20 protein-coding genes are annotated in these 25,635 nt (G+C 39.4%); 7 read left to right on the forward strand and 13 right to left on the reverse strand.

Annotated features, from left to right (window positions below; genetic code table 11):
- Positions 1-377 precede the first annotated feature (377 nt).
- A complete protein-coding gene (locus tag JW841_08780; GenBank protein MBN1961029.1) occupies positions 378-3,152 on the forward strand; it encodes a DEAD/DEAH box helicase in 2,775 nt (924 codons plus the stop codon).
- A gap of 11 nt (positions 3,153-3,163) precedes the next feature.
- Here the strand turns inward: JW841_08780 and JW841_08785 are convergent, their stop codons facing one another.
- From JW841_08785 to JW841_08835, 11 genes are all read right to left on the reverse strand, one after another.
- Positions 3,164-3,925 (reverse strand): methyltransferase, encoded by a 762-nt coding sequence (locus JW841_08785; protein ID MBN1961030.1) that lies wholly within the window; start codon positions 3,923-3,925, stop codon positions 3,164-3,166.
- Positions 3,922-4,632, reverse strand: a complete 711-nt coding sequence (locus tag JW841_08790; GenBank protein ID MBN1961031.1) for a threonylcarbamoyl-AMP synthase — start codon at positions 4,630-4,632, stop codon at positions 3,922-3,924. Before JW841_08790 ends, JW841_08785 begins: the two co-directional genes overlap by 4 nt.
- Before the next feature lies 1 nt (position 4,633).
- On the reverse strand, positions 4,634-6,058 hold the full coding sequence (locus tag JW841_08795) for a sugar transferase (GenBank protein MBN1961032.1): 1,425 nt from the start codon (positions 6,056-6,058) through the stop codon (positions 4,634-4,636).
- A gap of 101 nt (positions 6,059-6,159) precedes the next feature.
- Positions 6,160-7,167: a Gfo/Idh/MocA family oxidoreductase gene (locus JW841_08800; GenBank protein ID MBN1961033.1), complete on the reverse strand. Its 1,008-nt coding sequence runs from the start codon at positions 7,165-7,167 to the stop codon at positions 6,160-6,162.
- A gap of 1 nt (position 7,168) precedes the next feature.
- Positions 7,169-8,290, reverse strand: coding sequence for a DegT/DnrJ/EryC1/StrS family aminotransferase (locus tag JW841_08805; protein ID MBN1961034.1), 1,122 nt, complete (start codon positions 8,288-8,290; stop codon positions 7,169-7,171).
- A gap of 114 nt (positions 8,291-8,404) precedes the next feature.
- The gene (locus tag JW841_08810) at positions 8,405-9,811 is read right to left on the reverse strand and encodes an undecaprenyl-phosphate glucose phosphotransferase (GenBank protein ID MBN1961035.1); all 1,407 of its coding nucleotides are present in this window, start codon (positions 9,809-9,811) and stop codon (positions 8,405-8,407) included.
- A gap of 299 nt (positions 9,812-10,110) precedes the next feature.
- On the reverse strand, positions 10,111-11,208 hold the full coding sequence (locus tag JW841_08815) for a glycosyltransferase (GenBank protein ID MBN1961036.1): 1,098 nt from the start codon (positions 11,206-11,208) through the stop codon (positions 10,111-10,113).
- Positions 11,209-11,239: 31 nt separating this feature from the next.
- The gene (locus JW841_08820) at positions 11,240-12,037 is read right to left on the reverse strand and encodes a glycosyltransferase family 2 protein (protein ID MBN1961037.1); all 798 of its coding nucleotides are present in this window, start codon (positions 12,035-12,037) and stop codon (positions 11,240-11,242) included.
- Entirely contained in the window at positions 12,012-13,334 is a 1,323-nt protein-coding gene (locus JW841_08825; GenBank protein MBN1961038.1) for a hypothetical protein, read from the reverse strand. The genes JW841_08820 and JW841_08825 overlap by 26 nt, the downstream gene beginning before the upstream one ends.
- Entirely contained in the window at positions 13,335-13,751 is a 417-nt protein-coding gene (locus tag JW841_08830; GenBank protein ID MBN1961039.1) for a DNA-binding protein, read from the reverse strand. It lies immediately after the preceding gene.
- A gap of 83 nt (positions 13,752-13,834) precedes the next feature.
- A complete protein-coding gene (locus JW841_08835; GenBank protein MBN1961040.1) occupies positions 13,835-14,329 on the reverse strand; it encodes a MerR family transcriptional regulator in 495 nt (164 codons plus the stop codon).
- A gap of 80 nt (positions 14,330-14,409) precedes the next feature.
- Here JW841_08835 and malQ point away from each other — a divergent pair, with 80 nt between their 5' ends.
- A complete protein-coding gene (gene malQ / locus JW841_08840; protein ID MBN1961041.1) occupies positions 14,410-15,915 on the forward strand; it encodes a 4-alpha-glucanotransferase in 1,506 nt (501 codons plus the stop codon).
- Positions 15,916-15,966: 51 nt separating this feature from the next.
- Here the strand turns inward: malQ and JW841_08845 are convergent, their stop codons facing one another.
- Positions 15,967-16,905 carry an RluA family pseudouridine synthase gene (locus JW841_08845; protein MBN1961042.1) on the reverse strand — a complete coding sequence of 313 codons (939 nt, stop codon included), beginning with the start codon at positions 16,903-16,905 and terminating at the stop codon, positions 15,967-15,969.
- A gap of 135 nt (positions 16,906-17,040) precedes the next feature.
- Between JW841_08845 and JW841_08850 the strand changes: the two genes are divergently transcribed.
- The 3 genes from JW841_08850 (at position 17,041) to JW841_08860 (ending at position 22,833) form a co-directional block, all read left to right on the forward strand.
- Complete coding sequence (locus JW841_08850; GenBank protein ID MBN1961043.1) at positions 17,041-18,039, forward strand: hypothetical protein; 999 nt, start codon at positions 17,041-17,043, stop codon at positions 18,037-18,039.
- A 100-nt stretch (positions 18,040-18,139) separates the two neighbouring features.
- Positions 18,140-20,593: a sodium-translocating pyrophosphatase gene (locus JW841_08855; protein ID MBN1961044.1), complete on the forward strand. Its 2,454-nt coding sequence runs from the start codon at positions 18,140-18,142 to the stop codon at positions 20,591-20,593.
- Positions 20,594-20,805: 212 nt separating this feature from the next.
- Complete coding sequence (locus tag JW841_08860; protein MBN1961045.1) at positions 20,806-22,833, forward strand: hypothetical protein; 2,028 nt, start codon at positions 20,806-20,808, stop codon at positions 22,831-22,833.
- A gap of 44 nt (positions 22,834-22,877) precedes the next feature.
- On the opposite strand, the gene JW841_08865 is transcribed toward JW841_08860, so the two are convergent.
- Entirely contained in the window at positions 22,878-24,362 is a 1,485-nt protein-coding gene (locus tag JW841_08865; GenBank protein ID MBN1961046.1) for a DUF4080 domain-containing protein, read from the reverse strand.
- A 64-nt stretch (positions 24,363-24,426) separates the two neighbouring features.
- On the opposite strand from JW841_08865, the gene JW841_08870 reads away from it, so the two are divergent.
- Both JW841_08870 and JW841_08875 read left to right on the forward strand, forming a co-directional pair.
- Positions 24,427-25,233 (forward strand): tRNA threonylcarbamoyladenosine dehydratase, encoded by an 807-nt coding sequence (locus JW841_08870; GenBank protein ID MBN1961047.1) that lies wholly within the window; start codon positions 24,427-24,429, stop codon positions 25,231-25,233.
- Between the two features lie 71 nt (positions 25,234-25,304).
- Positions 25,305-25,635: IS5/IS1182 family transposase (locus JW841_08875; GenBank protein ID MBN1961048.1), on the forward strand; the 331-nt coding region annotated here is incomplete at its 3' end.

Consider the following 25,635-nt stretch of genomic DNA (forward strand, 5'->3'; position numbering starts at 1 on the left):
ACACTACATGCATGGTGTAAATCACCTTGTTAGATTCGAGGTTGTTCTTATGAACCGGAGATTATGGGTGTGTCAACGGGCAAGGTTAGATTTAAACAATGTACTAAATATGATGTAATAATGCATTAAGTCTTAGAAATAATGTTTCATTGACTCTTGCGTGTTTCTAGGTAGCCACGTTATCAGCATAAAGGTAGAGAATTTAGGGACACCACCTATAATCTACTGCCGTAAAGAAGCCTTTGCAGCGAAACTCAAATAGCAACCATGTTGTGTTGTTGTGGTCTTACAGCAGGCCAAAATTGAATTTTTGCTAATAAATGTAACCATGATTTATCAACGATAATTAATAATAACATCAGCGTGTTAGGATGAGTATGACAGGTAGCACATTAACCCACGAATCCCCTATTCGCTTAACTTATCAACTTGAATTCACCGGTAAGGCGCAGACAATATTAGTCAAAGCAAGTTTGAATATAGCTAGTGATCGTCTAACCGAAAGCGAATTAAAAAGGATGATTAAACGTCTGCATCCTATCGACCAAACCATAGCTCACGAATTATTCAGCTCTTCAATATTTGGTCAAATTTCTGATACTCAATTAGCTCGAATATTGCCTTTATTGGCACATAGAGAAACGCTGTTTGATAGCGAACCATTAAAGATTGAAGACCGAGAATTAACCCCACGTATCGAAGTGACTACCTCATTAGCAAATGGCTTGCGCATAGCAATGTATTTTCAAGATCGGCGAGGCGAACGCATTAATCTAGAGGGCAATCGATTGCTCGCAGGAGCTCAAGCTTTTTTAATGGCTAATGGCAAATTGAACCCCATTACATCAGGAGCCCCATGGGATCTTACCGCTTGGAGTCGTCAGCCAATACACGAGTATAAGAATGCGTTAGGACCAGCACAGCGTGATGAATTAGTTCATTCTTTATCACGAATCGGAGTACCCCCAGGTGATTTACAGTCCCTTGCCGTAAGGCGAGCACCACCTGATCGTATAGTCGCCAGCCTTTATCCGTTTGAACAAAAAGGCAGTATTGAAACTGAGTTGGTCTTACATGCCCAGTATGCTGGAGATTTGGCGCCAATAACCACTGCTAGTCATCGCGAAATTTATATGATGGCGCAAGAAGGCCAAGATTGCGGACTAATTGAACGTGATCTTGAAGCCGAACATGTAGCACGAGAACAAGCACGCCATGCAGGATTTCGTTATGATGCCAATCGAGGTCGTTTCATTGCTCGTGGTGAAGCAGCTTTACGTGCGCTTGATATACAAAGCGGTGCTTTACCTGCAAGCTGGACCATTACCATAAGTGGTAGCGCACCACGATTTCATCATAATTTGCAATTAAATAACCGTGTTGAATTGATTGCAGATCGTGGATTGTTGGAACTTAATGTAGATTTAAAATTTGGCGAACAAGACGACGATACTCAATTACAAACTCTTATCGATATGCAAGATCTACTAAAATGGTTAGCAAAAGATACCAAGTATATTCGTTTAGCAGATGGTTCTTTTATCGCGCCGAATGAGAAAATACGCCGTGGTCTGCGGGTACTTGGTGAGCTTGGTGCAGATAGTAACCGCATTCTTGTTAGTCCTTTATGCATTGGTTTAATTCGATTGCTGGGAGAAAGCGGTACTTTAGCTGCTGTCGATGCTAATACAAAAGCCTGGATGGACGAAGTAATGGGACACAGTGCTCCTCGTCAAGTAGAACCTCCTTTACAACTCACAAAAATTTTACGTGATTATCAGCATCGCGGTCTAGATTGGCTGATGATGCTGCATCGCTATTGCCTAACCGGCATTTTAGCTGATGATATGGGTTTAGGTAAAACGCTGCAAGCTTTAGCTTTATTGCAACTTGTACGTGATAACACCGGTCCAATGCCTTCATTAGTAGTGGCACCGACTTCGGTATTGCCTGTTTGGAGTGATGAAGCATTACGTTTTACTCCAAACCTGAAAGTACTTATTTGGCATGGTAGCCCGGAAGAGCGTCGTGATCTTTCTTTAAAAAATAGTGATTTAGTTGTTACTAGCTACGGTGTTTTACGTCGTGATATTGAACGCTTTGCAGAGTGCAGTTTTCGATATGTTATTCTTGATGAAGCGCAAAGTGCTAAAAATGCTGCCACTCAAAATGCCAAAGCGGTACGACGGCTTAAAAGCGAACGACGTTTGGCTTTGACCGGTACCCCTATTGAAAATCGACCCGAAGAGTTATGGTCAGCTTTTGACTTTTTGGCTCCTGGATTTTTAGGTTCGTTGCATTCATTTCGCAAACGTTTTGCTCGGCCCATTGAACGTGGTGAAGACCATGCACTAATAATGTTATCGGCAAGAGTGCAACCTTTTGTACTAAGGCGATTGAAAAGCGAAGTTGCCAAAGAACTGCCACCAAAAATCGAGTCTATTGTGCATTGTGAAATGTTGCCCGCTCAAAGAGCCCTTTATGACCACATGGCTGGAGAGCTACGCACTAGTGTAAAACAAAAAATTGCCAGTGTCGGTATTGAGCGTGCGCACATGAGTATTTTGGCGGCTTTAACACGTTTGCGTCAGATTTGCTGTGAACCTGCTCTACTACCAGTACCAGAAGGTATAAAAACCCCAGAATCAGCTAAATTATCTTTGTTTACTGAGCTTATGCGTGAAGCTTTAGAAAGCTCTCGTCGTGTGGTTGTATTTAGCCAATTTGTTGAAATGCAAAAACGTCTTATTGCTGTTATTCGTAAACTTGGCGTAGAGCCCTTATGGCTGCATGGTGGAACACGTGATCGAGCGCGTGTTGTTAGTGCCTTTCAAGATCCTGCAGGCCCACCAGTAATTGTTGTTAGTTTAAAAGCTGGTGGTACTGGTGTTACTCTCACTCGTGCAGATACGGTCATGCATTATGACCCTTGGTGGAATCCTGCGGTTGAGCGTCAAGCGACTGATCGTACTCATCGTTTAGGGCAGAAACAAAAGGTTACTGTCTATAAACTTGTCACCACTAACTCAATTGAAGAGCGAGTAGTTAAAATGGCTGGTCGTAAAGATGACTTGGCTGCTAAACTTTTATCTAGTGATGGCGTTAACGCAAAACATATTACGGTAGATGAAATATTACATTTACTTGATTAGAAATTTTAATCTCACCAATCTCGCAATAATTCACAGACTTCATCAGTATAAGAACGCCCATCATCTTTGTGAACAATTAATGGATTTTCAGTTAGGGTATTATTTTTGTAGATTTCATTGTGTTCTTGATATGAAGCTTCGATAAGCAAATATTTAGCAGCCGATTGTTCGCGAGGTTGTACAAAACGTCGTCGTAAAATAGTGATATGTTTATTGCTGATAAGAAGTTTTTCTAACTCTTCGCCTCTGCGTACTGGTATTATAGCCCCCACCCTTCCGATTATTGAATGTACCGCATGAGTGTTTTTAGGTCTGGTTGCTAGTTTAATCGCTTTAGCAACAAAATCAGCTAAAGTCCCATTTCGTTCATGGCGGGCTATATCACGACTATATTCACTAGCACCATGGCCTTCATTATTGCGAAAATATGGTGGATTGAAAACAACAAGATCAGCGTGAGAAATTTCAACTTGGCGCAAATCATCGTTTATTATCTTCATTCGATTTGTATAACCATTATTTTGAATGTTTTTATCCGCCAATTGCGCAAGCGATGTTTGGATTTCAACTGCGGTGACTTGCTTTGCTTTGCCCATGGCTAGCAAAAGAATCCCAATAATACCTATACCTGCTCCTAAATCGACAACCTGAACAGCAGGGCTGACAAAACCTGACAATAAAATTGGGTCTAGATTAAAACGATAGCCATAACCACGCGCTGGTTGCTCAAATAGAAGATCTCCATTCCATAAAGTATCTCTAGTAGTTTTCATCCGTTACGACGTGATGCCAAATGAGGATAATAACCAACCACTTCTTTTAAATCACTGCGAGAGATCGCTCCTTCGCGAAAAACTATAATACTTCCCTTATCATTTAGCCCTACTACCGTAGATGGCTCGCCACCAAAACATATGCCCATATCAATTACAATATCTACTGTATTTGACAATATAGGAGATAAATCGCTTGCATCTTTTATCGGGGCTTCACCAGTAATATTGGCGCTAGTTGCAGTAATAATACCTGTTTTAATAGCTAATTGCTGAGCAAAAGGATGGCTTGATATGCGCATACCAATAGTGCCATTCTGTGAATACAAAGCTGTTGGTAAATCTTGCTTTGGAGGCAAAGCTAAAGTTAATGGCCCTGGCCAATATTTTTTTGCTAAGAGCGCTAAAGTATGCGGTATCTCAGCCCAGCGTTCTACTTGCTCATTTGTGCCAGCTATAAGAGCTAAAGCTTTAGCTGCTTCGCGACCCTTGTTAATAACTAAACGCTCAATTGCATCTGTATTGCTGGCATCAACTGCGAGGCCATAGAATGTCTCAGTAGGAAACACCACTATTTTTCCTAAGTTTATGGCTTTTTCTGCAATATCAATAGCCTCATGGAAATCAACTGTTTGTGCCCATGGAGGCCGATTTCGCCGAATATTTTGAGAGTCAACAACTAACCAAACTGGGCTTAAAGACGACATATTAATAAGCCTTATCAATCAGTATAACTCGAGCCGTGCGTAATAGTATTTGAATATCTAAAAGCAACGACCAATTTTCAAGATACTCAATATCAAGCTTGACCATTTCTTCAAACGATAGTCGATTACGACCAGAAACCTGCCAAAGACCAGTAATTCCAGGTGGAGCTTCAAATCGACGACGATGCCATTGGCGATAGACTTCAACTTCATAAGGTAGCGCAGGACGTGGCCCGATTATGCTCATTTCTCCGCGCAGAACGTTAATTAGCTGAGGCAACTCATCAATAGAAAATTTACGAATAAATTTTCCTACCCAAAAAATACGTGGGTCATTTACAATTTTAAAGGTTTGATTTCCTCTTTGATTGCTATGAGCTTTGTTTTCAGTGATCCATTTTCGTGTGTATTCACGATGAATTTTATCATCATTACCAATGTGCATAGATCTAAATTTATAAAACGAAAATAATCGTCCGCGATATCCAACTCGCTGTTGTACATATAAAATAGGTCCAGGAGACGAAAGGCGAATTGCAATAGCAACAGCAATTAAAAGTGGTGATGATAACAGAAGTATTATTAATGAAACAACAATATCAATAATACGTTTTGCCGCCCAATTAAAGCCAACAATATTGGTACCACGCATACCGATTAAAGGAATGCCGTCTATTAATGTTATTCGTGCCCGATCAATCAGTAACTCATGAACACTTGGGATCATACTCCAAGCAATTTGATGACCTAGGCAGGCCTCAATTGATTCGAGTATAATGTTTTCAGAAGGTTGGTGTTCAACAATTATTAATGAGTCAAAAGAACCACTAGCGCATAACTGTTCCAACTCATCTGAAAAACCAATGGTGGTTAGGTCATTGTCACTAGTAGTAATCGATGTCCCCTGTTTACTATCATTTTTATTTTCTTGTTTATTTACAGATAGTTCTATCCTGCCCACTACTCGATAATATTCTTTGTCTTCTAAAAGAGCAGTAATTAAGGCAGCATCTGTTTTACTACGACCTAAAATTGCAACACGTGATTGTCCACCAAAACGGATTAATACTCGGTGTCTAATAACTCTAAAACATAATCGTTCAATTGAAACTAAAATTAAAACTAAAGGGATAAAAAAGACTATCATACCACGTGAATATGAGAAACCGCGATAAAAGAAGGTTGCAGATAACACGGCTAGAAAAGTCAGCAAGGTTGCTTTAAATACGGCACTTATTTCCTCGATAGGACTTTGAAAAATTCTATAACTACCGACGAAGGCACCAGCGATTATCCAAATCAATGCAACAAAAGGATAAGCAATAAAAATATCTTGCCAAGGCGCTGGTCCGCCTTTGGCAAATGGCAAATTTGCAGAATATCTTAAGTAAATTGCTAGATTAAGAGCGCCAAAAAAGACCGCCATATCTAGCAAAAATAACGCAAGTTTATGTTCTGCAAGACCTCTATCCTGCATAGAGCTTAACTTCCTTCACTTATAAACAAAAAGGAGCATATGCACTCTTTTTATAAATCAAGGGCAATAGGCACCCCTCCCTGCTCGAGACTTTTTTGAGCCGCAGCTAAAGCTTCAACCACTCTAAGACCAGCATGACCATCGGCACGAGGTATTTTGCCCTTATCAATAGCCAATAAAAAATCTAAAGTTTCTAAGGCTAAAGGTTCAGTTTGATCTAATTTCGGGCTCCAAATATCACCCGTTCGGTAAGATAAATGAAACTCACCAAAACTTTCTGGCGATTTAAAATTAACCCCGCGGTCAAAAATTTTAACTTTTTCGACAGTTTCAGTGTCATCATAGACCAACATTTTTTTATCACCCACAATAGCAGTACGACGAAGCTTTGATGGAGCTAACCAGCTGACTTCAAGGTGAGCAATACAACCAGAGGGGAATACTGCTGATATAAATGCCACATCGAATATTCCTTGCTGTACAAATGCTGCACCGGTTGCAGAAACGGTTTTAGGTTTTTCTTTTAACCAAGAAAATAGCATTGATAAATCATGTGGCGCTAAATCCCAAATTACCGAAACGTCACGTTGATGCAGGCCTAAATTAACTCGCATGCTAGAAATGAAAAAAATACGTCCTAATTCACCTCGTTCAATTAATTCTTTTATTTTTATTACCGGAGGTGAATACTCGAACGTATGACCTACCATAATCGTCAGTTTATTAGTTGCAGCATGACTAACAAGATCCCTAGCCTTTTCTACTGAAGCGGCTAAAGGTTTCTCGATAAATACATGTTTGTTAGCATTTAAGGCTTGTTTAGCTAAAGGATAATGAGTGTTAACAGGCGTTGCTATAGCAACACCATCGATATCACTTTGCAACAACTCATCATAGCTTGTAACAAACGTGACTCCTGGAAAACGAGTCTGCATGTGAGCTATTCGTTTTGGATCACTATCACATGCCCAAAGTTTTGAGCATAGTGGTTGCCCATAAAAGTTACGCAGCAAATTCGGACCCCAATATCCCAACCCAACTATTCCGATTTTTGCCACTTTATGCTCCTGCTTTAATAAAGGCGATTACTGCTTTGGTGATTTGATCAACTTCCTTCTCAGTTAGTTCAGCAAACATAGGTAGACTTACACAATTTGCTGTTACATGTTCAGCAGTTGGAAAAGAGCCTGGCCCATAACCAAGATATTTATAAGCCGGCTGAACATGCATGGGTGCCGCATAATGAATACCAGTTTGAATTCCTAATGTATTTAAGTGTTCACGTAAGCGATCTCGTTCAGGAACTAAAACGACATATAAATGATAAACGTGAGTGAAGTTGTGCTGAACTTTGGGAGTGACAATTGCATCAATGCCCGCGAAGCGTTCGTTATACCACGACGCTACTTTGGCGCGCTTAGTATTATTTAAAGATAATTTTTTTAACTTTACTGTTAGAATGGCTGCTTGAATTGCATCAAGACGACTATTTACTCCTGCCACTATATGGTCAGTATGAGAACCCCTACCATGATTAGCGATACAACGAATTTGTTGTAATAATTTATCATCGTTACCAACAACAGCACCAGCATCACCAAAGGCCCCTAAATTTTTGCCTGGATAAAAAGAAAAACCGGCGAGATCACCAAAACTCCCAATAGGTCGTTGGTTTATTGTGGCCCCATGAGATTGAGCGCAATCTTCAACTACTGCTAATTTATACCTCTTAGCAAAAACAATAATTTTCTCCATATCAGCAGGCTGACCATATAAGTGCACTGGAACAATTGCTTTTACCCCAGTTGTGTCTGTTTGCGTAAGATCAGCAGCAGAAATGTTGTATGTTTCTGGGTCGATATCAACAAAACGTGGAATTGCGCCTAACATTGATACAGCTTCAGCAGTAGCAATAAAACTATGAGCTGGTAATAATACAACATCGTTGGTACCAATACCTAAAACACGCAAAGCCAACATTAGGGCATCAGTACCATTAGCTACACCAACACAATTTCTAACTTTACAAAATTCTGCAAAAGCCTTCTCGAAATCACTAACCGCCCCACCACCAATAAACGTCCCTGTGCGTAAATGTTGTAAAAATACATCACTTAGCTCTGACTCTAGCGGTCGATGATGTCGTGATAAATCGAGAAATGGTATTATAGTGTTGTCCATGAAAACACTCGTATAATGGCTTATATACTTTGCTTTTGGTTAGTATTGTTTAAAGAATTGCTGTAGCAGACCAATAGAGTAAGGTACAAGTCACACTATACTGTAATCTAAAAACTAATAGGCGTTTGGTGATAAGAAACCACCGAATATGGTACGCAGTAAGATCTTTAGATCTAATAGTATTGACCAGTTTTCAATATAATAAAGATCAAGTTCTATACGTTTCTTCATACAAGTTTGTCCACGCATACCATTGATTTGTGCCCAACCAGTCATACCTGCTTTTATTTTATGTCTTAGAGCATAGCGAGGTACTTGGCGTTTAAACTCATCAATAAATGCTGGTTGCTCTGGACGTGGCCCTACTAAGCTCATATCACCACGCAATACATTAAAAAGTTGTGGCAGCTCATCAATCGAAAAACGTCTCAAAAATGCGCCTAAAGTAGTGCAACGAGGATCTCCTGGTTCAGTCATACGTGCGCCATTGTTTTCTGCATCAAGGCTCATGGTACGGAGCTTGAACATAGTGAAGATACGGCCATCCATACCAACTCGTAACTGCTTAAAAAATACTGGTCCATGACTGGTAAACTTAATTAAAGCGGCAGAAATAGCGATAGCCGGCAACGAAAATAATAAGGCTACACTTGAAGTAAAAATATCAAAACCACGTTTGGTTAATAAATTCCAACCTGCCAAAGGGGTTGATTGCAGATTAATAATAGGCATGCCATTTAATTCTTCGATGCTGCCACAGAGAGTCATATATTGATAAAAATCAGGTACTAAGCGCACATCAACGGTCTCTTGAGAAAGTACCGCCATGATACCTTTAAGCGCACCAAGTTTATCAACTGGTAAGGCAACAATAACCTGATCAATATTATGCTGTTCGAGTAAAGAAGAAATAGTATCTATGGTACCAATTACTTTGGTACCAAAAATAAGCTTGCCGACCAGATTTTCTTCATTATTACTGACAGCTATGCCAATAACTCTTAGACCTAATGTATCATGTTCGCGAATAGTTTCTAAAACACGTTGCGCTAAAGCACCGCCGCCAACAATTACAACATGACGTAAGTTATATCCCCGAGAACGTAATTTTTGTAATAACCAGCGAAAGCCCATACGCGCTGTCGAAACGAAACATACCGAAAATATTGCCCATAGTATAAGTGTGGCGCGTGAATAACGAACATCGCGAACAAAATAAGTAATGGTTACAAGTACTAAAAATGCTAGAGCAGTAACTCGCACAACATCGAATAATTCTGATGCAATACTTTGTGAACGACGACTAATATACAGCCCATTTGCCCAACCCATAGCAGGCCATACTGCAATCAGCATAATAAAAATAGCCGCTGTTTCTTTAGGGTCGGAGATACTTTCGTAAGGAAAATGAACCGGAAAAGAAAAACGAATGTTAAAAGCTAAATAAAAAGAAACTCCTACGAGTATTACATCGCGGAGCACCTGAATCGATTGAAAAAAGCGATGATTCCTCCGTAACATGTACGCTTCCTATTTGCTGATAAACATAAGATTAGATAGCTGTATATACAACGTATTGAATGCGTTATTTATTCTTTTTAAATAGCTTCAATAATCTGTAATAATAATTATGTGGTGTTTTAGATATCACACAATTGTTACAAACTCAATCTCTGAGATAGAGATATGCATACTTTCAACCACATCGGACACTCTATTAAGAGATTTTCCAACAAATGCATACTTAGTGCGTTGCTATGTTACATTCAATACTCTTAAGAAACAAGGAGTTAGGAGCGAAGCTAGCCGCCGAGTGGAAACTAGTTTTTAACTTTTTTATAAATTTCAAGCATTTTTGCGGCAATTTTTTCTGGGCTACGATTTTTTATACGTTCTTGCAGCTTATTTCCCATTAATTTGCGAAGCGCGAAAGTAAGACATGCTACTTTATCAATATATGCCGCTAAAGAAATGTAATCATCAATTGGTACTATTTGACTTTGATCTCCAAGTGCTGATTTTGCTCCTGCGGTGGCTGTGCAGATACAAGGAATACCTGCTGCCATTGCTTCCAATAGTGCTATTGGCTCCCCTTCCCAACGCGAGCTAAGAACAAATAAGTCAAAAGCAGGCCATAGCTTATCTACATCATTTCTTTCACCCATAAATATAATATTTATATTTTCGGCTGTTGCTTGTTCTATAAGTTTAGAGCGTAGTGGACCATCTCCAATAATAATACATTTCATTAAGCTATTGCATTTCGATATAGCTCTAATAAGAATATCTAATCCTTTTTGTTCGACTAATCGTGCCACGGTTACTACAACAAATTCATCTGGTGCAATTCCAATTTTAGCTCTAATTTTTTGACGAGAATCTGCCGTAAAGCTTTTTACTTCTACTGGGTTTGCAATAGTAGTAGCGTGATTATTTAAGATAAAACCACGCCTGACTAAATCATCGCGATCATGTTTTGAAACAGAAATAATCTCATCAACATTAGCACAACAAATACGCTCGGCTAGTAGTGCTAATTTTCTTTTTATTCCCTTATGTCGTTGGCTATACGAAAGACCATGTACTGTATATATCGATGGTATTTTTGGCATTAGCGGACGAGCTAACGCACCAAAAAAAGCTGCTCTTGTCCCATGGTAATGAACAATATCCGTATTATTTTTCTTAATTTGCCTCGCCAAATTAAAAGGGGCCCAAGGGTCAATACGGCTACGCATTAAATTAACATATTCAGTTTCAATACCATGATTTCGTAGTAATTCAGTTAGAGGTCCATCAGAACCGACTAAGACTCTTATATTTACCCCTTGGCGTGCTAATACAGGCAAAAGTTTTAATAAATGTGTAGAACCACCGCCAATAGCACCTGAAGCGATAACATTCAGAATTCGCATCATAAATAAAATATTAAGTCCTTATTTAAATAAATCATACAAGACGAAAAACACGTTGGTATGCTTTAATAAGATAATAAAAAAGAGCCCCTTTATATTTGCGCCAGTAATAGATTTGACTTTCTCTATAAGCTTTCTTCGCTAATTTTTTAGTGCTTTTTGCGCTAGCACCTCTTGTATGAATGACTGTAATAGTTGGATCATAATACACTTTCCCACCATTTGCTCGAAGACGCAGACAGAAATCTATATCTTCAAAATAAAGGAAAAAGCCTTCATCAAATCCATTTATTTGTTCAAAAGCTTGACGTTTCACTAATAAAACTGAGGCAGCTACCCACGGAACAATTCTTGGATGGTTTAGCATATTATCAATAAATCTGCCTATACGATGTTTGCCTGCATCAAGACGTCTTTGCACTAAACAACGCATTATTTCTAAAAGCAAACTTGGCGGAGGCCCAATGGTTAATTGATAATTTCCGTCATCATCGATTTGACGAAAGCCAATAGCAACAGCATCCTCATCTTTAATGAATGCTTCAGGCATTTTTTTTAATTGCTCGGTTTGTAATATTGTGTCGGGGTTAAGTAATAATATTAGATCTCCACTTGCTTCTCTTACCCCACAATTTACCGCCGCTGAAAAACCACGATTTTTTGGCCAAGCAATAAGACGTACAAAAGGAAATCGCGATCGTATCGTGTCTACAGAGTTATCAGACGAAGCGTTATCGACAATTATTATTTCATTTTCATCACCAAGTGCAGATAAACATCGCACAAGTTGATCGCAAACGTTATAGCTAACTATTATTACCGACAGTTTCATTAGCTGATAACTCCTCGGTAGCTGCATATATAGCCCAAAACATCAATGCAACCTCGGGGATAAAAAAAAGATTATTAGTTAGGTCGTGAACAATAAAAGCCGCTACTAAAGTTAAGCGCGTAATAGATAGTGGCGTTACATAGTGCCGTACTCTACGTACTGCTTCTACTAATAATAAAATATATAGTGATATAAGTGCACCACCAGCAAAGATACCATATGTAGCGGTAGCATATAGTATAGAGTTATGGGGAGTACGCACTAATGGCACGTTTATTCCTTGGGCAACCTGCATAGCTGAATTTAAATAATTCCCATCACCCGTACCCAACCAAAAATTAGAAGCAATAACTCGCAGAGCAATCATCCATTGACCTATGCGGTCAGTATCGAATTCTAAAAACCGCTCACGCAATGGACTCCAGGCTGTAAAAGCCAAGATAACCATAATTGCAGTTATCGTAGCGCTAATCCAACGTTTGGTTAGTAAAGCGGCTAAGAAAAAACCAACTACTGCCGCAGCTAAACTCATACGTGAATAAGAGACCAAAATACCGCTGGTGATACATAAAGCTGTAATTAAAACCAACCAGAGTCGACGGCGTTCGGCCCAAAAACTAGTCAGTGCCATAAGAGCAATTACTAGATAAGCAGAATAAAAATTTGCGCGATTAAGAAAACTTTCACCAAGCGGAACTTCACCGCCAAACGTTCCTTGAACCCTGATGCGGCCATCTTCAGGAATTAATTTTTCAGGATAAGCCAACATTCCTGTTTGCCAGGGCCCATGAATGCGAAAAATATAAGAAACAAGGCCAAATAGACCTTCAATAAATGCTAATGCTATCAAAAATATAATTAGCTGCCGTCTTTGCTTAGCATTTAGCAAAAAGCGTCCGGAAAGCAGCAAAACTCCATAAAGTGAAAATCTAATGGTTACACGAAGGATTCCATAAATTGCGGCGTTTAATGATGCGGCCTGAATAACTGTTGTGAATGAAGCGATAATTATTACTAAAACAAGCCCAAGCAAAGCAGGGGTCGAAATAAGATGAGTCAGTATACGCTGCAAGAATTCTTTGCTTACACCAATAAACCCAATTGCAGAAGATGGACGAATATTTAATAAAATTGCTACTGCACAAAGACATACTACTGCTGTTGGAATTAAATCATCAGTACCTATAGGACCCCATAATTTAAAACGAGGAATTAATACATAAAGCGGAAAAAGCCAAATGAGCGAATGGATTGCAATTGTAGCCAATCCTTGTGTTATTGATTTATTTTGCTGCATTTAAGGATCAAAATCGCCTTGATGAGGATCCCACCCTATAAAGGCATCGAGTTCATGCTCAGCAGAAACATTGCGAAGTTTTTGCAAACCTTCAACTTCTACTTGCCGCACTCGTTCACGAGTTAAATTTAATAATTCACCAACCTCTTCTAGAGTGACACCGCCTCTCTCAGCAATATCGAGAGCGCAGGTGTCATCAAGTTCCCAAGGTTCTTTATCAGGAAAATTTACCTTTATCGAACCTGTTTCAGGGTTAACATCAAGATAAAGGTGGTGTTTGCACGCAACAAATAAGCAAGGTCTTGGACCATTAACGCATTCTGATCGGCGTTGCGGACGATCGTATTGAACGATCTCCGCAATATTGCCTGCACGCTCACGTCGTCGCTGCTCCCGCATCATTTCTCGGCGCGACATTGTTTTTGGCTTTTTAGGCGCACCTGCAGAAGCCGCGGCGACATGGCGTGGCAGCCGTGCACTATCAGACGGCTTAACGGTCATTATTTGCGACCCCGCCCGATTCGCACGGCAAGTTTCTCAAGTTCGCTAAAACTTGATTTTAAAGAGCGTCGTTGTGCGTTAAGCGCTTTGTCAAGTGCTTGGCGCAACTTGCTATCATCACATTTTTTAATGGCATTTTGAAAATGCTCTAATGTTTCTGTGCAAGTACGACGCGAGGCATCTAATTCGCCAGCTAAGGCGACGTAGCCGAAACGAATGTCTTCAAGAGTGGCACCGCTATCAAGGGCTTTTTTGATCTCATTGATGAGCCTTACTATGCTCACCGGATAGAGACCACTTGATCCCTTGTGGCGGCCACGCACCCCTACCCTTCGAGATTTTGGCAACAAACCCAATTGCACATATTTGCGCAATGTTGCCTCACTGAAGCGGTAGCCCTTGGCCTGAAAGACCTCGACTACTTTTCCAGATTTGATGCCTGAGGTGAATTGTTTTTCAATACGACGGATTTCGTTTAAGTTTAAGCTAGCCATGTCCATTCGGTATAATGTTGTGGAATTATCGTCAAGGTTATAGAAGCATTTTTACACTCTTTTGAATGTGAGAAATTTTAATGGCGGCTAATTTTCACAGACAAATGCCTCGTGCAGCAGGCATTTTACTGCATCCTAGCTCTCTCCCAGGTGATTATGGAAATGGAGATCTTGGGCAAGGCGCATATGCCTTTATTGACTGGCTTGTTACAGCAAAAGCCTCTTTATGGCAAATTCTGCCATTAGTACCAACAGATGACAACGGTTCGCCCTATTCTAGCTGGTCGGCATTGGCCGGAAACCCCGATCTTATTGATATTGCTGGGTTAGTTAAGCTAGGTTTATTAGAACCAGCAGAGATTGCCGCTTTTGATTTACCAACTGCCGCAAATACTAATTGCAACGATATCAGACGTGCACGTCAACCGCTGCTTGATAAGGCTGTAGCAAGGTTTCTTGCAGACCAAAAATCTGATTTTTATAAGAATTTTTGTGATTTTGTTAATCATTCTGCATGGGTACAAGACACGGCGCTTTTTTGTGCCTTAAAGCAAATTTATCAAAGCGCATGGTGGGATTGGCCTGAAGATTTGCGCGATCGTCAAACAGAAGCTTTGGCAAAAGCACGCCAAGAATTATCTAATTCCATTGATGCTGCCATGGCACTACAATTTCTATTTGAACACCAATGGCAATCTCTACGTCGTTATGCAAACGAACGTGGAATTAAGATCGTTGGTGACATTCCAATTTATGTTGCTGCAGACAGCGCCGATGTTTGGGCAAATCGTGAACTTTTTGAGCTAAATAAAGAAGGCACACCCATAAGAGTTGCAGGTGTACCTCCAGATGCTTTTAGCGATACAGGTCAACGCTGGGGAAATCCGTTATATCGTTGGGATAAAATGGCTACTGATGGCTACTCTTGGTGGCGTATGAGAGTGGCAAGATCATTAGAACTTACAGATTGGGTCCGTATTGATCATTTTCGTGGTTTAGCAGCGTATTGGGCAATACCAGAATCATCTCCTGATGCTCGTCAAGGTGATTGGCTAATAGGGCCTGGCGAAGCATTATTTGTTGCTTTACGCGAGGTTGCCCCTGATTTGCCAATTATTGCAGAGGATCTTGGAGAAATAGACGACAGTGTTCGATCATTTTTAAAAAGTCTTGGACTACCAGGAATGTTAGTGCTGCATTTTGCCTTTGGCTCAGATGCAAAAAATCTCTATCTTCCTCATAATCATACAACAAACTCGGTTGTTTATACTGGCACTCACGATAATGACACGACGCTTGGCTTTTGGCAGTCAACATCTGAACATTCTCGTGATCATATTCGGCATTATTTTGGTGTAGATGGACATGATATCGTTTGGGATTTAATTCGTGCGGCCCTTGCCTCAGTTGCACGTTTTGCCGTTATCCCAATGCAAGATGTACTACAGCTTGGTCATGAAGCTCGTATGAATACTCCAGGTGTAATTTCTGGAAATTGGCAATGGAGAATGGATAGCCAAGCATTACAGCCTTACATTGCTGAACGTTTCGCATTATTAGTTGAACTTTATAATCGAATTTCTTAAGTTAATGTAGATAATAAATAATTTTCTTTAAGATTATTTAATACGCACTGATTATATCTTTTTTAGCCAATTTTCCAATGAAACAGGCAAAGCACTCTTAAGATGTAATGCAATACTTGTAATCGGATGTTGCAAGTGTATTTCACTAGCATGTAAAAAATGTCTGTTTTGCTTACTATTAGAACCACCATAAAGGAGATCACCTGCAAGCGGATGGCCAATAGCAGCTAAGTGCACTCGTATTTGATGACGAACTCCTTGATGTAAAGAAACCTCAATTAATGTATGTCGTTGTTTATATTCAATCACTTTAAAATGAGTAATAGCATTATTGATATTGTCTAAATCACAATTTTGAGTTGCTGCTATATCTGCAATCATTCGTCGTCGATCAGTAATATCATGTTTGATAGGAAATTTTATTACCCCCGTTTGTTGAGGGTGGCCATCAACTAGAGCAAGATATTTTTTTAATACTGTATTATTACTAAATTGTTGCTGCAATTTTGCGAATACTTCTGAACTACGAGCGACGAGTAATACTCCCGAAGTATTATTATCAAGTCGATGCAGCAATCCTGCTTCAAGAATTGAATGCCCGATGCCACAAAGTTCAGGGTAACGAGCGATTAAAGCGTTAGCCAAGGTATCAGTCTCATCAGGACTTAATGGCAATGAAGCCATACCAGCTTCTTTATTGACTGCTAATATATGTTTATCTTCGTAGATTAGAGAAAGAGGTATTTCATGGTTGGCTATTGGTAAAGGTGCATTTGCCGGGGGTATTCCCTTTATTATTATTTTCATATTTACATTCAAGCGCATACTTGAATTCTTTATCTTGCCATCAACATAAACACGATGTTGCCGAAGAAGCATACGTACACGCTCTCGTGAAAAGCCACTAAGTTTATTTGTTAAAAAAATATCGAGCCGTTGACCTACTTCATTATTAGAAACGACTAGCTCAAATGGAGGCCAAATAAACATCACTTTACTTTATCATTTTAGTGTTAATAGTTTGCTTTACTGGCTTTTTTTTAATGTAGTAATTAGTAATATCGTGCTATTCGTTAATGAAGCAATAACTCATCAAAGCACCAAGAAAGAATTAGAGGTGCAATTTTGGAAATCGGTATTGCCTACAATTTACCCTCTACAAACAAAAACAAAAACGATCTGATTAATAATATTCCTGAAGAATTCGAAAATTTTAAAACAGTAGAAGCAATAGCTGAAGTTATCGATAAGCATGGTCATCGTCCCCGTTTATTAGGTGGTGGTCGCGGATTTGTTGCCGAGGTAATGAAGCATTCATCAGATTTGGTTTTCAATTTTGCTAAAGGTGTCGGTACCAGATCAAGAGAAGCTCATATTCCAGCAGCTCTTGAAATGTTAGAAATACCTTTTACCCATAGCGATCCGCTTACTCTTGCAGTTGCTTTTGAAAAAGCCATATGCAAGCGGGTTATTAATAGTGCCGGAGTATCAACATCACGTTATGCCGTTATTCATTCTTTGCAAGAAGCGTCAGCTTTAACCTTAACATTTCCTTTAATGATCAAACCATTACACGAAGAACTAGTTGTTGATAAACGTTATCATCTACAGGTTACTAACTTGAGAGATCTTGTTGAACAACTTGAATATATTAATCAAGAAACCAATCAACCTGTTATTGTTGAAGAATTTTGTAATGGACCAGAATTTGTAATTGGTATCATAGGTTCTGAAGCTAAGGCTCATGTAATTGGTATTATGGAAATTGTCCCAAAACACGTATCACTTGACTCATTTATTTATTACTCGGATTTAAAACAGAATCATACTGAACAGCTAAACTACGTCGTTCCAACTAAGCAGCCAAAGCAACTTTTAGATTTAATAGCCAAAATTGCATTAGATGCTTATAGAACAATCCAGTGCCGAGATATTGGTAAAGTTGTGGTTCGCCTTGATAGTAGTACATCGTCTCCTGTATTTATAAAAATCGACCCATTACCAGGATTTAACCCAAAAAATAGTGATATTGTCATTCTGGCTCAAGGTATGGGAATTTCATATGAAGATTTGATCACTGAAGTAATCAAATCAGCCTGTGAACGTTATAATCTTTCATTTTAAATAGTTCCCTTGACTACATAGGGCATACCTGATTATCACGCCCTCGTAATTATGCAATACAAAGGAATTGTCCTAAGTTTTTAAAAAGTCCGGAGGAATTATGAAGTCGGTTTGTCGCAGAACCATCGAGGCGCTGGCAAGTTTTGCAGTGCTCCTCGTTGCATCATCGGCCTTTGCAAGTGAAGCCGATTTGGTATTACCCTCTCTCGATGTCGATATTAGCGGTATCAATGCACATACATTGCTGCTCATCGGCATGGCTATCTGTGTCTTGGGTGGTTTGTTTGGATTAACTGTGTACCAGCGTCTTAAACGTTTGCCTGTACACAAGTCTATGCGCGAAGTCTCAGAAATCATTTATGAGACTTGTAAAACTTATCTATTCAATCAAGGCAAATTTTTATTAATTTTAGAAATCCTAATTGGCATTATCATCGTTATTTATTTTGGCTGGTTACGTCATTTTGAAGCCAGTCAGGTAATTGACATTGTGGTGTTCTCATTAATTGGTATTGCTGGTAGCTATGGTGTTGCTTGGTTTGGTATTCGCGTTAATACGTTTGCGAATTCACGAGCATCATTTGCCTCGTTAAAAGGTAAACCTTATCCAACTTTTGCCATTCCGCTTATGGCTGGCATGAGCATTGGTACCCTGCTTATCTCAGTTGAATTAGTGATGATGCTTGCCATCATGCTGTTCTTCCCTGAGAACGCTGGCCCCTGCTTTATCGGTTTTGCTATTGGCGAGTCGCTTGGCGCTTCAGCTCTGCGTATTGCTGGCGGTATCTTTACTAAAATTGCCGATATCGGCTCTGATTTAATGAAAATCATCTTCAATATCAAAGAAGATGATGCTCGTAATCCTGGCGTTATTGCTGATTGCACAGGTGATAATGCTGGTGACTCAGTTGGTCCCACCGCTGACGGTTTTGAAACTTATGGTGTAACAGGCGTTGCTCTTATCACCTTCATTTTACTTGCTGTTGATCCTAGCTTAAGAGTCGAATTGTTAGTCTGGATTTTCGTCATGCGCATCATGATGATTATTACCAGCATCATCTCCTACACCATCAACCAAATCGTTGCTCGTGGGCGTTATCTTAATACTGATAAGATGAATTACGAAGCCCCACTAACGGTTTTAATATGGCTTACTTCAATTATCTCTATTGGCATGACTTATTTAGTTTCTTATTTGGTCATTCCAAATCTTGGCAACGATCCAACCTTATGGTGGAAATTATCTACCATCATCACCTGCGGAACTCTTGCGGGTGCGGTTATACCTGAAGTAGTGAAAATCTTTACTTCAACTAAATCACGCCATGTCCAAGAAGTGGTCACCAGCGCTCGTGAAGGCGGTGCCTCACTTAATGTGCTCTCTGGTTTAGTAGCAGGTAATTTCAGTGCGTTCTGGATGGGTCTAGTCATTGCTGGGCTTATGGCTATAGCTTTCTTTGTTAGCACTACCGGCCTTGGTAATTTTATGGTCACCCCAGCAGTATTTGCTTTTGGTCTTGTGGCTTTTGGTTTCTTAGGTATGGGACCAGTTACCATCGCTGTCGACTCCTACGGACCAGTTACTGATAATGCGCAATCTATTTACGAATTATCGATGATTGAATCTATTCCTGAGATCGATAAAGAAATCGAAAAAGAGTTTGGCTTTAAACCTGCTTTTGATAAAGGCAAGCTTTTCCTTGAAGAAAATGATGGCGCTGGCAATACCTTCAAAGCTACCGCTAAACCTGTTCTAATTGGTACTGCAGTAGTTGGTGCAACCACCTTGGTATTCTCGATCATCGTACTACTAGCCAAAAATGCAGCAGGGATGGGTGCTGATGCTAGCTTGACTCAATTAGGTGGGGCAATCGAATCAGTATCTAAATTCTTTTCTCTGCTACATCCCACATTTTTATTAGGCCTAATTTGTGGTGGTGCGGTTATTTACTGGTTCTCGGGGGCTTCTATCCAAGCTGTTAGTACAGGTGCATATCGTGCCGTTGAATTTATCAAACGTAATATCAAACTAGGTGGTGAAACTGATAAGGCTTCAATCGAAGACTCTAAAAAGGTTGTAGCAATTTGCACTAAGTATGCACAAAAAGGTACAGTTAATATCTTTCTATCGGTGTTCTTTGGCACCTTAGCCTTTGCTTCAATTGAACCATATTTCTTTGTAGGTTATCTAATCTCCATCGCCATTTTTGGTCTTTATCAAGCCATTTTCATGGCCAATGCTGGTGCTGCTTGGGATAATGCTAAGAAACTTGTTGAAGTTGACTTGGGCGAAAAAGGCACAGAATTACATGCTGCAACTGTTGTGGGTGACACTGTAGGCGATCCATTCAAAGATACCTCATCAGTGGCTATGAACCCCATTATCAAGTTCACTACTCTTTTTGGCTTATTAGCTACTGAGTTAGCTCTTGAAATGGATGGTTCAACTCGCATTGGTTTAGCAATCGTTTTCTTTGCTATTATGTTAGTGTTTGTATACCGTTCATTTTACGGTATGCGCATTAAAATCGATGATGATGCTAAACCTTCATAAGCTAATTAATGTTTAATAGTTATTAAAGCTATTTGCATAATTTAATTTATTCGTACTCTGGCGGGCCTAAATATTTTATTAGGCCCGCCGTTTTTTTTATTCTCTATAAATTATCAACAAAATTGCTGAACCTATAAACGTAAGTCTAGTGTACGTTTTAACAACAAGTTATTTGTTTAGCTATTTGATGTCTCTAATATGGAGTTAACACTATGAGTGCCCCGCACCCAATTGATGGCAGCAGCAATATTGGGACCCAAGGAAGCGCAAATGTAGTCGACTATGCCATTCGCGCCTTATATATGGCTGACCCGGCAACTATTGATAATGCATTTGACTCATTTAATACTTGGTCACCGCTTGAAAAAGAACGTCTACAAAAACTATTAGAAGAACGTAATCTAGTTTTATCCCCCGAAGCCAAAGATGCTATCAATTATGGCCGTATTGAAGAAATAAAACATCTGTTGCGCCGTGCCATTATTGAACAAACTCAAGAAAAAACTTTAGAATTTGTAAATGATAGAGAAACTGAATTTAAAACAGAACCGCAGCAAACGCTAACTCGTGATCAAGGGGATCTGCCACAAATAAAAAAAGCACCAGATTCTTCTACTCCTACAGTTCGTTTGCCCATAGATAGTAATGAAGAAATTTCAGCTGGTGCTAATTTATTTGCCTCTGAAATACCTACTGAAATACCTGAAACTGATGTTGTTACTTATCAATCATATCAAGCACCACCAAATTTTACAGGTAAAAAAACAGCAGTTTTGACTGACCAAAAAACATTAGAAACTACTGTTAGCAACATCAAAGAACCCCTAACAATATTAGAAGCAGAGGTAATAGAAAAACCCTCCCCCTCAATTAAGACACCTGCAACTAATGCGCCAACGAGCAAAACGACTAACGACGCAAAAACGCTTGAAAAAAATATTAAACCTCAACCCAATTTTACATCGTCATCTAAAACTAACGTTGATGTAGCTAAAACTCAGCCACAATTAAATTTAATACCGCTTACGCCCTGTATCGATCCCGCAATTTTAGCCCGGGTGCGCAAAGAATTATTGGCTTTAGTAACTGTGCTTAAACATTCATCATCACAACCCAATAAAGCTAAGCTCCCTTTGAAAGATAAAAAAGCATTACTTGGACAATCTGTGGCAACTTATCAATATATTAAAGAATTTCCCGCAGATGGCCGATCAAAAATAGCTGCTAGTTTACCTTTAATGCAATTTGCACCAGATGGTTTACGCAAAACTTTAGAGGGATTAGGTATTATTAACTTAGCGGATTTTTTAGTGCGTGGAATGCTGATTACCGGGCGCCGTATCTTAGCGCCTTTATTAGATATTCCCACGGCAACGCTGTTGTTAGCAATGTATCGTGCTGAATTACTTGATCTACCTTTAAAGCCAGGTCAAGCCACACCACATCCAAAAGATTTAATATTGCTTGCGCATCTTGGTATTGTCTGTACTGACGATTTAGCCTTATTGGCGCAAATCATCAACGATAGCCCAGAGCAATTACAGTTACTGCAAAAATTGTTTGCACTTGTACAAAAAAATTATCCTCAATTTGTAGGCAGACAATTGATTTCGCGCCACGATTTAAAAAATTGGGCGCAGGCAGCTCAAAAACGAAATAGCGATATAGAATTACCTAAACCGACAAAAGATATAACATTAGATAGCGATTCTTGTTTAGAAGCAGTTCTTGGTTGGCATTTGCAGCAGCGCTACCCTAATAAACAAGCCCTTTGGGATACTATAGTCTTTTGTTGTATTAGTTTATTAAAAAATAAAGATGCTAACGTTGACTTCGATCTGCAACGCCAAGTTTTAGCCTATGGTAGTGACGACCTACATGCAGCAATCGCGGATTTAGATAAAGAGAAGAATATAGAGCAAGAACGCCTTGATTTGCAGCGATTAGATGCGACTCGACAAGAAGTAATTAGAGAACAACAGCTATTTTATGCAGCCCAACGTGAAATGAATGAGCGTTTAGCGCAATTACATCCTCACGGCTGGTCATTATTAACCAATCTTCAGCCACAAATTGCAGCTCATTCTACTCGCAAAGGACGTGTAAGTTTTTGGTTGGAGCCCATGGCTGATACAAAAGGCGCCCGGTTACCCGGAGAAACTGGTCGTTTGCCTGCAGCGTTAAATCCTATCTATGTCAGTATAAATCCTGATTCAGGAGCTATCGAGCCTGTAACCTAAACACCCATTTTCAGTACATACGTGGTATGAATTAGAGACACCCACTAGTTATGATGATGTCGTGTTTGGCGTTTCGGTTGTTTATTTTTGATAAGATTATTAGCGGATTTACCTTTATTATTATCATTGGATGTCGACTCAAATAGCTGTTGAGCTTCAATAGATGACATCCCACGTTTTTCAACAAGATATGTACTTAGCATAGATGCTAATCGCATTGGTGTGATTTGATGTGTCTTCTTAATTTTTATAAAGAGCCATTCAGCGAAGTCTAAAAATGAGAAAAATGGAGATTCTGTGGTGCATAATGCTTTTGTAGCGGTAATAAAGCGACCACTATTAGCAACGAGATCCCAATAGCGAGCAAAACGTTTTAATCGTTGCACTAACATAAAATCTAAGCATGAATTTTGTAATAGTTCATAAGGTGGCAATTGAGCATAAACCATTTGCCAATCAGTATCATGCCGAGCGATCAAAGCCCCTGGTAAACGTTTTAATATACCTACCTGTATTTCATGAGGATTAGTGGCATAAAGGCGATCAAAGCTTTGCGCTATACTTGGTAAATTTTCACCAGGCAAACCAATAATTAAATCTGCGTGCAAATGTGCCTGGGTTTTTTTGCGTAATTTAGTAATGCTTTTAACTACCTGATTGGCTTTTTGTTTACGGCCAACACGGGCAACAATTTTGTCATTTAAGCTTTGCACTCCTATCTCTAACTGTAGCGTGCCTTTGGGAAACTGCGCCATAATGTTTAAGAGTTGTTCGGGTAGCTGATCAGCAATTACTTCAACATGTACAAAAAGTTCTGGGCAGATTTTATTAATAAAAAACTCAAGTATTTTATAGCTAATTTCTGGTTTAATATTAAAAGTGCGATCAACAAAACGAAAATGACGCAATCCCCGTTGCCATAAATTTGTCATGGCTATAAACAAATTATCAAGTGGCACCCAACGTACTTTTCTATTGAGCGCTGAAAGACAAAACTCACAGCCAAAAGAGCAACCACGTGAAGCTTCAAGATAAATAATACGTTGCTGGATATCGATATCGCTATACTCAGAATATGGTAATTGTATGCGCGATAAATCTGGCAAACTTCCATGAATTATCTTAGTTGCAGGTTGTTTGTTAGCAAAATAATCATTAATTAATTCAACAAAACTCTCTTCGCCTTCACCAGTAATAACATGATCAGCTTGTGCTACCATAGCTATCGATTTGCTGTCATAACTTACTTCAGGGCCACCAAGTACTATGAATAATTCAGGGCGAATTCGCTTTAATATTCCTATTAGTTCAGCAGTGATACGAGCATTCCAAATATATACTCCAAGTCCTAAAATACGTGGTTTTAACGCCAAAATGCACTCAACTATATCGTTGGGACGTTCTTCAAGGGTAAATTCTATAATTTGCGAATGCTCGCGCCAGTGACCAAGATTAGCGCGTAAATAACGTAATCCTAGTGAGGTATGTGAATAACGAGCGTTTATAGTTGCAAGTACGATATCTGCCATAAGCACTAGTCAACTATCTGCTAACTGGCTTATCTGACAAGTATGATAAAAAGGAAAATTTAAGATGCCTGATAAAAAACTTCCATTAGAATGGCATGAAATATTTTCACGCTTAATTGCTTTGTACGGCCTAGCAGCGGTCAAAAATTTTGCTCAAGCACGTGTGATAGTATTTGGTGTTGGAGGTGTTGGTAGTTTTGCTGCCGAGGCATTAGTACGTTCAGCGATTGGCAATATACTGCTTGTAGACTTTGATACAATTGTAAACAGCAATATCAATCGACAACTTCAAGCATTTGTAAGCAAAGTAGGACAGCCTAAAGCAACAATTATGCGTGAGCGACTATATAAAATTAATCCGTATGCGCGTATTGATGCATCAATTAAAAAATATGATTCAAAACAAGCTGACATTCTTTTAAAACCGCCTTGGCCTGGCGCGGCATTTGATTATGTCGTTGATTGCATTGATGATCTTGGTGCTAAGGCTCATTTACTTGCGACCTGTCGTACACTTCAATTGCCCGTTGTGTCATCAATGGGGGCAGGAGGTAAAACCGACCCAACTCGCATTCGTATCAAAGATTTAGCAGCAACTGATATTTGTCCATTAGCACAACAATTACGTAAACGCTTACGACAAAAGCATGGATTTCCACGTAAAGGCAAAATGGGAGTTATGGCGGTTTTTTCTGAAGAGACACCGCAAAAAATTGATACCTCAGAATCAGAAAGATTGTTTGTAAATTCTGAAGCAATAGCAAATTTGCCCCGTATACATGGTACGTTAGTAGCGGTAACTGGCAGTTTCGGTTTAGCTTGTGCTAGTCAAGTAATAAATTCACTCAGGAGCCACTTGCAAAAGTCATAAAAAGAGCTAATTTTTTGAATTTTATTATCAAAATTAAGCATCAAAGATCCGTCGCTGCCGATCATTAATTTATGAAAAAAAACAAAAAAACAACAACGGATCTCAGAGGCTTTCTATCACAATGGTGGGGTAATATTCAACGGTCACTTTTCCCTAATCTTCAAGAAGAGCTAGGACCATTAACTTCGCCATTACAAAAAGTAATAATGACGCTAGAAATGCTTCGTGTTGAAGAATTTGTCCGAGAGCAATGGTATAGCCGAGGTCGTCCATCAAGTTCACGCAAAGCGATAGCCAGAGCTTTTGTAGCCAAGGCCGTGTTAAATTTAGCTACTACACGAACTTTACTTGATCGCCTTTATATTGATGTACGCCTTCGGCGCATATGTGGGTTTTTAACAA

The sequence above is a fragment of the Deltaproteobacteria bacterium genome (assembly GCA_016931625.1).
Classification (GTDB): domain Bacteria; phylum Myxococcota; class XYA12-FULL-58-9; order XYA12-FULL-58-9; family JAFGEK01; genus JAFGEK01.

Coding starts and splice junctions, on each gene's coding strand:
- JW841_08870 (MBN1961047.1), top strand. CDS start 24,427: ATGCCTGATAAAAAACTTCCATTAGAATGGCATGAAATATTTTCACGC.
- JW841_08835 (MBN1961040.1), bottom strand. CDS start 14,329: ATGGCTAGCTTAAACTTAAACGAAATCCGTCGTATTGAAAAACAATTC.
- JW841_08815 (MBN1961036.1), bottom strand. CDS start 11,208: ATGATGCGAATTCTGAATGTTATCGCTTCAGGTGCTATTGGCGGTGGT.
- JW841_08805 (MBN1961034.1), bottom strand. CDS start 8,290: ATGGACAACACTATAATACCATTTCTCGATTTATCACGACATCATCGA.
- JW841_08780 (MBN1961029.1), top strand. CDS start 378: ATGACAGGTAGCACATTAACCCACGAATCCCCTATTCGCTTAACTTAT.
- JW841_08790 (MBN1961031.1), bottom strand. CDS start 4,632: ATGTCGTCTTTAAGCCCAGTTTGGTTAGTTGTTGACTCTCAAAATATT.
- JW841_08865 (MBN1961046.1), bottom strand. CDS start 24,362: ATGGCAGATATCGTACTTGCAACTATAAACGCTCGTTATTCACATACC.
- JW841_08855 (MBN1961044.1), top strand. CDS start 18,140: ATGAAGTCGGTTTGTCGCAGAACCATCGAGGCGCTGGCAAGTTTTGCA.
- JW841_08845 (MBN1961042.1), bottom strand. CDS start 16,905: ATGTTTATTTGGCCTCCATTTGAGCTAGTCGTTTCTAATAATGAAGTA.
- JW841_08785 (MBN1961030.1), bottom strand. CDS start 3,925: ATGAAAACTACTAGAGATACTTTATGGAATGGAGATCTTCTATTTGAG.
- JW841_08860 (MBN1961045.1), top strand. CDS start 20,806: ATGAGTGCCCCGCACCCAATTGATGGCAGCAGCAATATTGGGACCCAA.
- JW841_08830 (MBN1961039.1), bottom strand. CDS start 13,751: ATGTCGCGCCGAGAAATGATGCGGGAGCAGCGACGACGTGAGCGTGCA.
- JW841_08810 (MBN1961035.1), bottom strand. CDS start 9,811: ATGTTACGGAGGAATCATCGCTTTTTTCAATCGATTCAGGTGCTCCGC.
- malQ (MBN1961041.1), top strand. CDS start 14,410: ATGGCGGCTAATTTTCACAGACAAATGCCTCGTGCAGCAGGCATTTTA.
- JW841_08825 (MBN1961038.1), bottom strand. CDS start 13,334: ATGCAGCAAAATAAATCAATAACACAAGGATTGGCTACAATTGCAATC.
- JW841_08820 (MBN1961037.1), bottom strand. CDS start 12,037: ATGAAACTGTCGGTAATAATAGTTAGCTATAACGTTTGCGATCAACTT.
- JW841_08795 (MBN1961032.1), bottom strand. CDS start 6,058: ATGGCGGTCTTTTTTGGCGCTCTTAATCTAGCAATTTACTTAAGATAT.